Genomic DNA, 11542 nt, shown 5'->3' with positions numbered 1-11542 from the left:
TCAGAAGAACGTCAACCCGACCTGGAAGAGCCGCTCCACGTCGCGCAGCCGGCGCTTGTCGATCACGAACAGGATGACGTGGTCACCGGACTCCACCACCACGTCGTCATGGGCGATCAGCACCTCCTTGCCGCGTACCACGGCGCCGATGGTGGTGCCCTGGGGCAGGTCGATCTCGCCGATGGCGCGCCCCACCACCTTGGACGACTGGGTGTCGCCGTGGGCGATGGCCTCGATGGCCTCGGCCGCGCCGCGGCGCAGCGAGTGGACGTTGACGATGTCGCCGCGCCGCACGTGGGTCAGCAGGCTGCCGATGGTGGCCTGCTGGGGCGAGATGGCGATGTCGATCTCGCCGCCCTGCACCAGGTCGACATAGGCGGCGTTGTTGATCAGCGTCAGCACCTTCTTGGCGCCCATGCGCTTGGCCAGCATCGACGACATGATGTTGACCTCGTCGTCGTTGGTCAGCGCACAGAAGATGTCGCACTCCTCGATGTTCTCCTCCTCCAGCAGCCGCTTGGCGGTGGCGCTGCCGTGCAGCACCACGGTGCGGTCGAGGCGTTCGGAGAGCTGGGTGCAGCGCTCGAGGTTGTGCTCGATGATCTTGACCTGGTGGCTGTGCTCCAGGTGCTCGGCCAGGCGCTCGCCGATGTTGCCGCCGCCGGCGATCATCACCCGGCGGAAGTCGCGGTCGAGGCGGCGCAGCTCGCTCATCACCGCGCGGATGTCGCGCCGGGCGGCGATGAAGAACACCTCGTCGTCGGCCTCGATCACGGTGTCGCCGCGGGGAATGATCGGCCGGTTCTGGCGGTAGATGGCCGCCACCCGGGTGTCGACGCTGGGCATGTGGCGGCGCAGGAAGCCCAGCTCCTGGCCGACCAGCGGGCCGCCGTAGAAGGCCTTCACCGCCACCAGCTGCACCAGGCCGCCGGCGAACTCCAGCACCTGCAGGGCGCCGGGATGCTCGATCAGCCGGCGGATATGGTCGGTGACCACCTGCTCGGGGCTGATCAGCACGTCGATGGGCACCGCCTCGTGGGCGAACAGGCCCTTGCGGGTCAGGTAGGCGGTGGCACGCACCCGGGCGATCTTGGTCGGCGTGCGGAACAGGGTGTGGGCCACCTGGCAGGCGATCATGTTGACCTCGTCAGAGTTGGTCACTGCGATCAGCATGTCGGCGTCCTCGCAGCCGGCCTGGCGAAGCACCATGGGGTAGGAGCCGGCCCCGGAGACCGTGCGGATGTCCAGGCGGGTATGCAGCTCGCGCAGGCGCTCGCCGTCGGTGTCCACCACCGTGATGTCGTTCTCCTCCCGGGCCAGGTGCTCGGCCAGGGTGCCGCCAACCTGGCCGGCGCCGAGGATGATGATCTTCATGGTCGTTGCCGTCCGCTCCGGTCAGGCCGAGGGGTATCGCGTGCGGCGCACCTTGTGCGCCGCAACATCACGAGGCAAGCCTAAACCAGCCGCCGTGAGAAGAACAGGTCGCGCCGTGGTTCAGTCCAGGGTGAACCCGACCTTGATGGTGACCTGCCAGTGGGCGACCCGCCCGTGCTCGATGTGGCCACGCGTGTCCACGACCTCGAGCCAGCGCATGCCATGCAGGCTCTCGGACGCCTTGGTCAGCGCACTCTGGATGGCGTCCTCGATGTCCTTCTCCGAGGAGCCCGTCAGTTCGATGTGCTTGTAGGTGTGATGGCTCATGGAACCTCCCGTGTCGTGAACGGAACGCCCGCCCTCAGGCGGGATGCTTCTCCAGTCTGGCATAGAAGAAGCCGTCGTGACTGTCGGGTTCTGGCAGCAATTGCCGCCCGGCGCCCGAGGCGCGGCCCCAGGCCATGTCGGCTGGGGTGGTCGCCAGCGCCTCCGGGGTGCGGGCGAGGAAGCGCGCGATCTGCTCGGCATTCTCCTCGGGGAGCACCGAGCAGGTGGCATAGAGCAGGGTGCCCCCGGGGCGCAGCAGTGGCCAGAGGTTGTCGAGCAGCCGCGCCTGCAGTGCGGCCAGCGCCTTGATGTCCGAGGCGCGGCGCAGCCGCTTGATGTCGGGGTGGCGGCGGATCACGCCGCTGCCGGAGCAGGGCGCATCGAGCAGGATGGCGTCGAAGGGCGTGCCGTCCCACCAGTCACGGGTGGTGGCGTCGCCCTCGGCCAGGGTCGCGGCGAGCCCCAGGCGCGCCAGGGTATCCTCGACCCGGGCCAGGCGTGCGGCATCGCTGTCGACGGCCTGCAGGTCGATGTCGAACAGTTCCAGCAGGTGGGCGGTCTTGCCGCCGGGGGCGCAGCAGGCGTCCAGCACTCGGGCACCGGGCCGCGGAGCCAGCGACGGGCCGAGCAGCACGGCGGCGAGCTGGGCCGACTCGTCCTGGACGCTGACATGGCCCTCGGCGAAGCCGGGAAGCGTCTCGACATCGCGGGGTGACTCGAGGGTCAGGCCGTCCGGGGCGTGCGCGCAGAGGCGTGCCGGGATGCCCGCCGCGGCGAGACGGTCCAGGTACATCTCGCGGTCGCCATGGCGGCGATTGATCCGCAGCGTCATGGGCCCCGGCGTGTTGTTGGCCTCGCAGATGGCGCGCCAGTCGTCGGGCCAGGCCTGGCGCAGGGCCTTGAGCCACCAGCGGGGATGCAGCAGTGCCACGGCCGGGTCGCGGTCGACATCGGCCTGGAGCTCGGCGCTCTCGCGCTGCAGGCGGCGCAGGCAGCCGTTGAGCACCCGGGTGGCCCACTCCTTGCCCAGCAGGCGGGCGGCGCCGGCGGTCTCGCCCACCGCGGCGTGAGCCGGGATGCGCAGGTAGAGCAGCTGGTGGATGCCGAGCAGCAGCAGGGCCTGGACGTCGGCGTCGCGGGCCTTGAACGGCTTGGCCAGCAGCTTGCCGGCCAGCGCCTCGAGACGTGGCAGGGTGCGGCAGGTGCCGAAGCAGAGCGCCTTGAACAGTGACCGGTCACGGGCCACCACCTGATGGTCGTCGAGGCCGGTGAGCGAGCCCTTGCCGGTGATCACCGGGGCCAGGGCGCGGGCCGCGGCGGCACGCACGGCCAGGCCGTTGTCGCGACTGCCTTCCCGGGTGCGGGGCGCGGTGGTTTCCTGACTCATGGGGTGGCCTCCTCATCGGTGTGTCCCAGTCGGATGCCGGGCGCGAGGCGCTCGGCGCGGGCCTTGAGCAGTTCGCTTACCGCCAGGGGCTTACCGCCGGGCAGCTGGGCGCGGGTCACCTCGAGCACCTGGTCGCCGGCCTCGCCGCAGGCGATGCGCAGGGCGTCGGCACCGTGGGCGAGCAGGGTGCCGGGTGGCATCGGGGCCTCGCCCGGCGCAGGGGAGGCGGTCCGCGCCATCAGCAGGCGCAGGCGGTCGTCCCCCAGGGCGCACCAGGCCACTGGCCAGGGGTTGAAGGCGCGGATCCGGGCCGCGAGCTCGACGGCGGGACGGCGGAAGTCGAGTTCCGCCTCGGCCTTGGAGAGCTTGGCGGCATAGGTGACCCCCCCCTCGGGCTGGGGAGTGGCGTCGAGCCCCTCGCCGGCCAGGGCATCCAGGGCCTCGACGATGGCCTGGCCGCCGAGGCTCGCCAGGCGGTCGTGGAGCTCGCCACCGGTGGTGGTGGCCGAGACCGGGGTGCGCCTGACCAGCAGCATGTCGCCGGTGTCGAGGCCCGCGTCCATCTGCATGATGGTCACGCCGCTCTCCTCGTCGCCGGCCTCGATGGCCCGCTGGATGGGGGCCGCCCCGCGCCAGCGCGGCAGCAGCGAGGCATGCACGTTGAGACAGCCGAGCCGGGGAATCTCGAGCACGGCACGGGGCAGGAGCAGGCCGTAGGCCACCACCACCATGATGTCGGCCTCATGGCCCGCCAGCTCGGCCTGAACCTCGGGCGCCTTCAGGGTCGCCGGCTGGAAGACCGGCAGGCCATGCTCCTGCGCGAGGGCCTTGACGGGGCTCGGGGTCAGCCTGCGGCCGCGGCCGGCCGGGCGGTCGGGCTGGGTATAGACGGCGACGACCTCGTGGTGGCTCGCCAGCAGCGCCGCCAGGCTCTCGGCGGCGAAGTCGGGGGTGCCGGCGAAGATGACGCGCAGGGGTCGGGACATGTTCAGGGCCTTGCCAGTGGGCGATGCCCCTCATGATAACGGAGCTGGCCGCAAACGACGAAGGCCGGCGCATCAGCGTCGGCCTTCATCTCCCGGGAGGGAGGGCAAGGGTCAGGCGGGCTGCATCTGACGGTGACGCTTCTGCATCTTCTTCATCACCCGGTCGCGCTTGAGCACGGAGAGGTAGTCGACGAACAGCACCCCCTCCAGGTGATCGTATTCGTGCTGGATGCAGTGGGCGAGCAGGCCCTCGGCCTCCATCTCGTAGGGCTGGCCGTCACGACCCAGCGCCTTGAGATGTACCTTCAGGGCGCGGGGAACCTCGGCGTAGTATTCCGGGATCGACAGGCAGCCCTCCTGCATCGGCTCGCGCTCGTCGCCGATGGGGGTGAATTCCGGGTTGATCATTACCAGCGGGCGCGACTGGTCGTCGCTGACGTCCATGACGATGACCCGGCGATGAACGTCCACCTGGGTAGCGGCCAGTCCGATGCCGCGCGCGTCGTACATGGTCTCGAGCATGTCGTCGACCAGCTGGCGCACCTCGTCGTCTACCGCCTCGACCGGCGTCGCGATGGTGCGCAGCCGCTCGTCGGGAAATTCGAGGATGGGTAATTTGGCCATGGCGTTGGAATCACCGTTATGCTGTCATTTACAAGATGACACTATTCTAGAAGTACGCGTTCGGTGGCGAAACCGTCGAACGTGCATCACATCAATAGTATCTGACTATACCACGTCGCCGTCGTTCCATGGCGTCAGGCGTGAGGCCAGCAACGCGGGGGAGAGCAGGGATGAAACAGACAGGATGCGCAGTGGGGTGGCGTCAGCGGCTGAAAGGGGGGCTCGGTACCCTGCTGGTGGGCGGGGCCCTCGGTCTCGCCACCACGCTGGTCCAGGCCCAGGGGCTCTCATGGGAGGAGGGCCTGAGAGGCGATGCCCCGGATCGCTATACGGTGGTCAGGGGGGACACCCTCTGGGACATCTCCGGTCGCTTCCTGCAGCATCCCTGGCAGTGGCCCGAGGTGTGGCAGGTCAATCCGCAGATCGAGAACCCCCACCTGATCTATCCCGGCGACATCGTCTACCTCTATGACTGCAACGGGCGTCCCTGTCTCGGCCTCGAGCGTGGCCAGGGCATGGTGCGTCTGTCGCCGGAGGTGCGTACCACCCCGCACCGCGAGGCCATCGAGCCGATTCCCCTGGATGCCGTGCGCCACTTCCTGCGTGAGCACCGCGTCATCGACGACCCCGAGGCGCTGGACGAGCTGGCCTATGTGGTCGCCGGGGATGATGGCCGCCTGGTCAGCGGTGGCGGCGACCGCCTCTATGCCCGGGGCCGGGTCGAGGGCGGCGGCCGCTTCGGCATCTACCGCGTGGGCGAGCGCTACGTCGACAGTGCCAGCGGCGAGCCGCTCGGCCTCGAACTGGAGAGCGTCGGCCAGGCGCGCCGCCTGCGTCAGGAGGACGACATCGCGGTGCTGGAGGTGACTTCTTCCAGCCAGGAGGTGCGCAACGACGACATCGTGCTGCCGCTCGAGGATCGCCGGCTGGTCACCGAGTTCCTGCCTCGGGCCCCCGACCGGGAGGTAGAGGGGCGCATCCTGGCGGTGCCCGGCGGCGTGCGCTTCATCGGCCGCCTGCAGGTGGTGGCGCTGGACCGCGGGCGGCGCGACGGCCTGGAGGCGGGCCATGTGCTGATGGTCGAGCAGCGCGGCGAGCTGGTCAGTGACCCGCGCACCGGGGAGGCGCTGCGCCTGCCCGGCGAGGATGCCGGCCTGGTGATGGTCTTCCGTCCCTACGAGAAGATGAGCTACGGCCTGGTGATGCAGGCCAGTCGCACCCTCTCCGTGGGCGATCGCATCCACAGCCCGCAGCGCCTGCTGGATACGGCGCTGCGCTAGGGCGGGACCCGACGGTGCAGGCGCGGGAATGGCTGGCCCTCGCCCGGCTGCCCGGCATGGGCGCCGCGCGTCTGGCCGAGCTGGTGGCGGCGCGGCCCGACTGGCCGGACGGCTGGCTGGCGGTGCTGCCGCGCGAGGCGGCCATCGCCCTGCGGCTGTGGCTTGACCACTCCGCCCGCAGCCCCCTCTCCGCCGCGCTGTCTGCCGACGAGGCGTGGCTCGGTGCCGAGCCAGGCCGGCACTTGATCCACCCCGACCATCCGGCCTGGCCGAGGCTGCTCGGCCAGATTGCCGATCCCCCGCCGGTGCTCTGGGCGCTGGGGGACCTCAAGGCCCTTGGCCCGCCGCGGCTGACCATGGTCGGCTCGCGGCGCCCGACCCGCGAGGGGCTCACCAATGCCGCCGGCTTCGCCCGGGAACTGGCCGGGCGGGGCTGGTGCGTGGTCAGCGGCATGGCACTGGGCATCGATGCCGCCGCCCAGCAGGCGGCACTCGAGGCCGGCGGGTCGAGCGTGGGGGTGCTCGGCTGCGGGGTGGACGTCATCTACCCGCCGCGCCACCATCGCCTCCACCGCCGCCTGCAGGAGAGCGGCGGCCTGCTGCTCTCCGAGCATCCGCCGGGCACCCCGGCACGGGCCGGCTTCTTCCCGCGACGCAACCGCATCGTCACCGGCCTCTCGCTGGGCGTGCTGGTGGTGGAGGCCGCCGAGCGCAGCGGCTCGCTGGTCAGTGCCCGGCTGGCCCTCGAGCAGAACCGCGAGGTCTTCGCCCTGCCCGGCTCGATCCACAATCCCACGGCCCGGGGCTGCCTGCAGCTGATTCGCGATGGCGCCGTGCTGGTCCGCGACCTGGACGACATCCTCGCCGAGCTCAGCCAGTGGGCCGTGGCCGCCGTGCCCGCATCGACCCCGGGTCCCGAGCCGGCCGAGGCGCGGGAGGACTCGCTGCTGCGCTGGCTGAGTGACACGCCCACGCCGGTGGATGCCCTGGTGGCCCTGACCGGCCGCGGCGTCGCCGACTGTCAGCGTGGCCTGCTCGAGCTGGAGCTGGAGGGCGCCGTGACCCAGGCCGCCGGTGGCTGGGTGCGCCTGCCGACCCGGCCGGAGGCGTGATAGCATACGCCTCCCGAGGCCGGTCATCCGGCATGTCGAGCTCAGGCGAGGAGACCCATGATCGAGGCCAATGAACTGGAGCAGGCCGTGGCGGCCCTGCGGGCCGGAGGCGTGATCGCCTACCCCACCGAGGCCGTCTGGGGACTGGGGTGCGACCCCGACGACGAGCAGGCCCTGGCCCGTCTGCTGCGTCTCAAGGCGCGCGACCCGGCCAAGGGCGTGATCCTGGTGGCGGCGAACATCGACCAGTTCGCGCCCTGGCTCGAGGGGCTGCCCGTCGCGCTGCATGCCCCCCTGGCGGCGAGCTGGCCGGGACCCGCGACCTGGCTGGTGCCCGACAACGGCCGCGCCCGTGCCCTGGTGCGCGGCGACCATGACCGGGTGGCACTGCGGGTCAGTGACCATCCGCTGGTCGTGGCGCTGTGCGAGACCTTCGGTGGCCCGGTGGTCTCGACCTCGGCGAACCGGGCCGGGGAGCCGCCGGCGATGAGCGCCGAGCAGATCCGGGCCACCTTCGGTGATGAGCTCGATGCCGTCCTCGACGGCCCGCTGGGCGGCCTCGCGCGCCCCAGTACCATCCGCGACCTGGTCACCGGCCGGGTACTGCGTTCCTGAAGCGTTCCCTTTCCAGCCCAGGAGGCTCCGTTGGCCCACGCCCATCTCGATGACGTCAAGACCTACCTGCTCGACCTCCAGGAGCGCCTCTGCGCGGGCCTGGCCGGCGAGGACGGTGGCCGCTTCCGCGAGGATGCCTGGGACCGGTCGGAAGGGGGCGGCGGTCGCTCACGGGTGATCGAGCACGGCCGGCTCTTCGAGAAGGGCGGCGTGAACTTCTCCCATGTGTTCGGCGAGCGCCTGCCGCCCTCGGCCACCGCGGCGCGGCCGGAGCTCGTCGGGCGCAGCTTCCATGCGGTGGGGGTCTCCTGGGTGCTGCACCCCGAGAACCCCCATGTGCCCACCAGCCATGGCAACGTGCGCTTCATCATCGCCGAGAAGGCGGGGGAAGCGCCCGTCTGGTGGTTCGGCGGTGGCTTCGACCTGACGCCCTACTACCCGGTGCATGAGGACGTGGTGCACTGGCACCGGGTGGCGCGCGATGCCTGCGCCCCCTTCGGCGAGGCGGTCTACCCCCGCTTCAAGGCCTGGTGCGACGACTACTTCTACCTGAAGCATCGCGACGAGACTCGCGGCGTCGGCGGGCTCTTCTTCGACGACCTCAACGAGGGTGGCTTCGCGCAGTGCTTCGCCTTCCAGCGCGCCGTGGGCGACGCCTTCCTCGATGCTTACCTGCCCATCGTGCGTCGCCGTCGCGACACGCCCTTCGGCGAGCGGGAGCGCGACTTCCAGCTCTATCGTCGCGGGCGCTACGTGGAATTCAACCTGGTGTGGGACCGCGGCACCCTGTTCGGGCTGCAGAGCGGCGGGCGCACCGAATCGATCCTGATGTCGCTGCCGCCCCTGGCGCGCTGGGAATATGACTGGCATCCCGAGCCGGGCAGCCCCGAAGCGCGGCTCTACGACGACTACCTGCGCCCCCGCGACTGGCTCGGCGAGCAGCAAGAGGAGAACGGAGCATGACCGATCGCTACTGCGTCTTCGGCCACCCGGTCGGCCACTCGAAATCGCCGGTCATTCACGCCGCCTTCGCCGACCAGGGCGGTGATGACATCGAGTACGTCGCGATCGAGGCGCCGCTGGATGACTTCGCCGGCGCCTGGCGGCGCTTCGTGGCCGAGGGCGGCCGCGGGGCCAACGTCACCGTGCCCTTCAAGGAGGCGGCCTTCCGCCTCTGCGACACCCTCAGCGAGCGCGCCCGTCGGGCCGGGGCGGTCAACACCCTGGTCCTGGGGGGCAACGGTCTGACATACGGCGATACCACCGACGGGATCGGCCTGGTGCACGACCTGAAGCGTCATGGCGTGGAACTGGCCAGGGCACGGATCCTGGTGCTGGGCGCCGGGGGGGCGGTGCGCGGCGTGCTGGAGCCGCTGCTGGCCGAGGAGCCGGCGAGCCTGCGGGTGGCCAACCGCACGGCGGCCAAGGCCGAGGCCCTCGCCGCCGACTTCCGCGACCTGGGCGAGATCGCCGGGGGTGGCTTCGACGCCGTGGCAGGCCCCTTCGACCTGGTGATCAACGGCACCAGCGCGAGCCTGGCGGGTGACCTGCCGCCGCTGCCCGACGACCTCTTCGCACCGGGGGCCACCGCCTACGACATGATGTACGGTGCCGAGCCCACGGTCTTCCTGCGCTGGGCTGCCGAACACGGCGCCCGCGGCGTGGATGGCCTCGGCATGCTGGTGGAGCAGGCGGCGGAGTCGTTCTTCCAGTGGCGTGGCAGGCGCCCCGATACTGCCCCGGTGCTGGAGAGGCTCAGGCAGGCGCTCAGCGTTTCTTGACGTAGAGCCCCACCATGCAGAGCGCCACGCCGGCCACCGAGGTCAGCATGCCGCCATTGACCAGCCAGGGGTGGCGGTCGACCCAGGGCACGAAAGGCTGGGCTGTGTCGCGGCAGACGCCCGACCGGTAGTCCCAGTGCCCCTCCTGGACGAGCAGGCAGTCGCGTACGTCACCCAATTCCATGAAGTAGGCGCCCATCAGCACCAGGATGGGCACTACCAGCAGCAGCAATCCGATCTTCAGCATGCGAGTCGAGCCTTTCTTCAGGGGCGCGGGCAGTTGGGCGTGCGGCCGGCGTTGCGGGCACGTTCGTAGCGGGCCATGGCGTCGCCCATGGCCGCTTCCAGGCCGCCGATGCGCTGGCCGTGGCTCGGGTGGGTGGACAGCCAGGCCGGTGGCCGGGCACCGCCCCCGGCGGCCGACATGTTGTCCCACAGGGCAATGCTGGCTCTCGGGTCGAAGCCGGCGTCGGCCATCAGGTTGAGGCCCAGGGTGTCGGCCTCGCTCTCGTGGCGCCGCGAGAAGGGCAGCAGGATGCCGTACTGGGCGCCCATGCCCAGCGCCGCCATCATCGTCTCGCCCCCGGCGCCCTGCATGCCGGAGGCGGAGGAGATCACCGACAGGCCGAGCTGGGTGGCACTCTGGGTGGACGCGCGCTCGTTGGCATGACGGGCCAGTACGTGGGCGATCTCGTGGCCGATCACCGCGGCGAGCTGGTCCTGGTTATCGGCCACCTGGAGCAGGCCGGTGTTGATGCCCACGTAGCCGCCGGGCAGGGCGAAGGCGTTGGCCTGCTCGGACTCGAAGACCTTGACCTGCCAGTTCTGGTTGCGGTCCTGCTCGGGAAGGGCGCGGACCACGGCCTCGGTCACGCATTCCACGTAGCGCAGCGGGGCGCCGCCGACCGTCGGCAGCTCCTGCTGGTACTGGGCGAAGGCCTGTGCCCCCATCTGGTCGAGCTGCTCGTCCGACATCAGGGTGAGCTGCGAGCGCCCGGTGGGCGAAGTGGTGCAGGCGGCGAGGCTGACGCTGAGGGCGCCAACGGCAAGCAAATGGGTCCAGCGCATGGAGAGCTCCTGTCGGTTCCAGATCACTGAGACTCTGGACGGGGCGTCGAGGTTCGCCACAAGATACCCCGAACGCCGATCAGGTCAACCGCGAAACATGCATACCGGGAGGAAGCCGTCATGGACGCCGAGCTGTCGCGTCGCTTGCTCAAGCTGCTGGATCACGTCGAACACTGGCTGCCGCCACCCCCGCTGGAGGTGGACTGGGAGCGGGACGTCGCCGCCCTCTGGCAGCGCCATACCCTGGGGGGGCGGTTGCTGCCGGTCCCGCCCCGGGACGCCCTGGCGCTCGACGACCTGCTGGGCATCGAGCGCCAGAAACTGGCGCTGGTCGACAACACCCGCGCCTTCCTGCAGGGACATCCGGCCAACCACGCCCTGCTGTGGGGCTCTCGAGGCAGCGGCAAGTCGTCGCTGATCCGCGCCCTGCTCAACAGCCTGTGCGATGAGGGGCTGCGCCTGGTGCAGGTGGACCGCCATGACCTTTCGGCGCTGCCGATGCTGGTGGAGCAGCTGCGCCACCAGCGGCAGCGTTTCGTCGTCTACTGCGACGACCTCTCCTTCGAGGGCCATGACGACGCCTACAAGGCGCTCAAGAGCGTGCTGGACGGGGCCCTGACCGGACCGCCGCCCAACGTGCTGCTCTACGCCACCTCCAACCGCCGCCACCTGCTGCCGGAATCGATGAGCGACAACGAGGGCTCGCGGCTGGTGGGCGACGAACTGCATCATGGCGATGCCGTGGAGGAGAAGATCTCGCTCTCCGACCGCTTCGGCCTGTGGCTGGGCTTCCACCACTTCAATCAGGATGTCTACCTGGAGGCCTGCTGCCACTGGGTCACCCAGCTGGGCCATCGCGAGGACTGGAACGCCGAGGCGCGGGCCGAGGCGATCCGCTTCGCCACCCTGCGCGGCGGTCGCAGCGGCCGCGGCGCCTGGCAGTTCGCCACCCAGTGGGTGGGCAAGCGCCGCCTGCAGGGAAAGTAGG

At 70.6% G+C, this 11542-nt stretch carries 13 protein-coding genes; 6 read left to right on the top strand and 7 right to left on the bottom strand.

Going from position 1 to position 11542, the window contains the following annotated elements; genetic code table 11:
• The 5 genes from trkA to def all read right to left on the bottom strand — a co-directional run bounded on the left by trkA (position 1) and on the right by def (position 4698).
• Positions 1–1374, bottom strand: coding sequence for a Trk system potassium transporter TrkA (trkA, locus tag QLQ86_RS16630; RefSeq protein ID WP_282817404.1), 1374 nt, complete (start codon positions 1372–1374; stop codon positions 1–3).
• 120 nt (positions 1375–1494) lie between these two features.
• Positions 1495–1701, bottom strand: coding sequence for a dodecin (locus QLQ86_RS16625; RefSeq protein ID WP_282736390.1), 207 nt, complete (start codon positions 1699–1701; stop codon positions 1495–1497).
• A 34-nt stretch (positions 1702–1735) separates the two neighbouring features.
• Positions 1736–3088, bottom strand: coding sequence for a 16S rRNA (cytosine(967)-C(5))-methyltransferase RsmB (gene rsmB, locus QLQ86_RS16620; protein WP_282817705.1), 1353 nt, complete (start codon positions 3086–3088; stop codon positions 1736–1738).
• Positions 3085–4074, bottom strand: coding sequence for a methionyl-tRNA formyltransferase (fmt, locus tag QLQ86_RS16615; protein ID WP_282817704.1), 990 nt, complete (start codon positions 4072–4074; stop codon positions 3085–3087). Before fmt ends, rsmB begins: the two co-directional genes overlap by 4 nt.
• A 111-nt stretch (positions 4075–4185) precedes the next feature.
• Entirely contained in the window at positions 4186–4698 is a 513-nt protein-coding gene (gene def, locus QLQ86_RS16610) for a peptide deformylase (RefSeq protein WP_282736393.1), read from the bottom strand.
• Between the two features lie 170 nt (positions 4699–4868).
• Here def and QLQ86_RS16605 point away from each other — a divergent pair, with 170 nt between their 5' ends.
• From QLQ86_RS16605 to aroE, 5 genes are read left to right on the top strand one after another with little or no spacing between them, the layout of a single operon-like run.
• On the top strand, positions 4869–5978 hold the full coding sequence (locus QLQ86_RS16605; protein ID WP_282817703.1) for a LysM peptidoglycan-binding domain-containing protein: 1110 nt from the start codon (positions 4869–4871) through the stop codon (positions 5976–5978).
• 14 nt (positions 5979–5992) lie between these two features.
• Positions 5993–7090 carry a DNA-processing protein DprA gene (gene dprA / locus QLQ86_RS16600; RefSeq protein WP_282817702.1) on the top strand — a complete coding sequence of 366 codons (1098 nt, stop codon included), beginning with the start codon at positions 5993–5995 and terminating at the stop codon, positions 7088–7090.
• A gap of 57 nt (positions 7091–7147) precedes the next feature.
• Positions 7148–7705: an L-threonylcarbamoyladenylate synthase gene (locus QLQ86_RS16595; RefSeq protein ID WP_282817701.1), complete on the top strand. Its 558-nt coding sequence runs from the start codon at positions 7148–7150 to the stop codon at positions 7703–7705.
• A 30-nt stretch (positions 7706–7735) separates the two neighbouring features.
• Positions 7736–8668: an oxygen-dependent coproporphyrinogen oxidase gene (hemF, locus tag QLQ86_RS16590; RefSeq protein ID WP_282817700.1), complete on the top strand. Its 933-nt coding sequence runs from the start codon at positions 7736–7738 to the stop codon at positions 8666–8668.
• Positions 8665–9486, top strand: a complete 822-nt coding sequence (aroE, locus tag QLQ86_RS16585) for a shikimate dehydrogenase (RefSeq protein ID WP_282736398.1) — start codon at positions 8665–8667, stop codon at positions 9484–9486. The genes hemF and aroE overlap by 4 nt, the downstream gene beginning before the upstream one ends.
• On the opposite strand, the gene QLQ86_RS16580 is transcribed toward aroE, so the two are convergent.
• Together QLQ86_RS16580 and QLQ86_RS16575 are read right to left on the bottom strand one after the other, a co-directional pair.
• Complete coding sequence (locus QLQ86_RS16580; RefSeq protein ID WP_282817699.1) at positions 9473–9733, bottom strand: hypothetical protein; 261 nt, start codon at positions 9731–9733, stop codon at positions 9473–9475. The two genes, aroE and QLQ86_RS16580, sit on opposite strands and share 14 nt — an antisense overlap.
• 17 nt (positions 9734–9750) lie before the next feature.
• Positions 9751–10554, bottom strand: a complete 804-nt coding sequence (locus tag QLQ86_RS16575; RefSeq protein ID WP_282736400.1) for a M48 family metallopeptidase — start codon at positions 10552–10554, stop codon at positions 9751–9753.
• 120 nt (positions 10555–10674) lie between these two features.
• Between QLQ86_RS16575 and QLQ86_RS16570 the strand changes: the two genes are divergently transcribed.
• Positions 10675–11541, top strand: a complete 867-nt coding sequence (locus tag QLQ86_RS16570) for an ATP-binding protein (protein ID WP_282817698.1) — start codon at positions 10675–10677, stop codon at positions 11539–11541.
• Position 11542: the final 1 nt, after the last annotated feature.

Origin of the sequence: Halomonas rhizosphaerae, from assembly GCF_030012485.1 — a bacterium.
In the GTDB taxonomy this organism is placed as follows: Bacteria; Pseudomonadota; Gammaproteobacteria; order Pseudomonadales; family Halomonadaceae; genus Halomonas; species Halomonas rhizosphaerae.
This window is presented reverse-complemented; position numbering and strand designations above follow the sequence as displayed.

What these genes read in the sequence shown, in the direction of transcription:
- QLQ86_RS16580 (WP_282817699.1), bottom strand. Translation starts at nt 9,733, where the DNA reads ATGCTGAAGATCGGATTGCTGCTGCTGGTAGTGCCCATCCTGGTGCTG.
- QLQ86_RS16605 (WP_282817703.1), top strand. Translation starts at nt 4,869, where the DNA reads ATGAAACAGACAGGATGCGCAGTGGGGTGGCGTCAGCGGCTGAAAGGG.
- trkA (WP_282817404.1), bottom strand. Translation starts at nt 1,374, where the DNA reads ATGAAGATCATCATCCTCGGCGCCGGCCAGGTTGGCGGCACCCTGGCC.
- QLQ86_RS16595 (WP_282817701.1), top strand. Translation starts at nt 7,148, where the DNA reads ATGATCGAGGCCAATGAACTGGAGCAGGCCGTGGCGGCCCTGCGGGCC.
- QLQ86_RS16570 (WP_282817698.1), top strand. Translation starts at nt 10,675, where the DNA reads ATGGACGCCGAGCTGTCGCGTCGCTTGCTCAAGCTGCTGGATCACGTC.
- QLQ86_RS16575 (WP_282736400.1), bottom strand. Translation starts at nt 10,554, where the DNA reads ATGCGCTGGACCCATTTGCTTGCCGTTGGCGCCCTCAGCGTCAGCCTC.
- aroE (WP_282736398.1), top strand. Translation starts at nt 8,665, where the DNA reads ATGACCGATCGCTACTGCGTCTTCGGCCACCCGGTCGGCCACTCGAAA.
- def (WP_282736393.1), bottom strand. Translation starts at nt 4,698, where the DNA reads ATGGCCAAATTACCCATCCTCGAATTTCCCGACGAGCGGCTGCGCACC.
- QLQ86_RS16625 (WP_282736390.1), bottom strand. Translation starts at nt 1,701, where the DNA reads ATGAGCCATCACACCTACAAGCACATCGAACTGACGGGCTCCTCGGAG.
- rsmB (WP_282817705.1), bottom strand. Translation starts at nt 3,088, where the DNA reads ATGAGTCAGGAAACCACCGCGCCCCGCACCCGGGAAGGCAGTCGCGAC.
- fmt (WP_282817704.1), bottom strand. Translation starts at nt 4,074, where the DNA reads ATGTCCCGACCCCTGCGCGTCATCTTCGCCGGCACCCCCGACTTCGCC.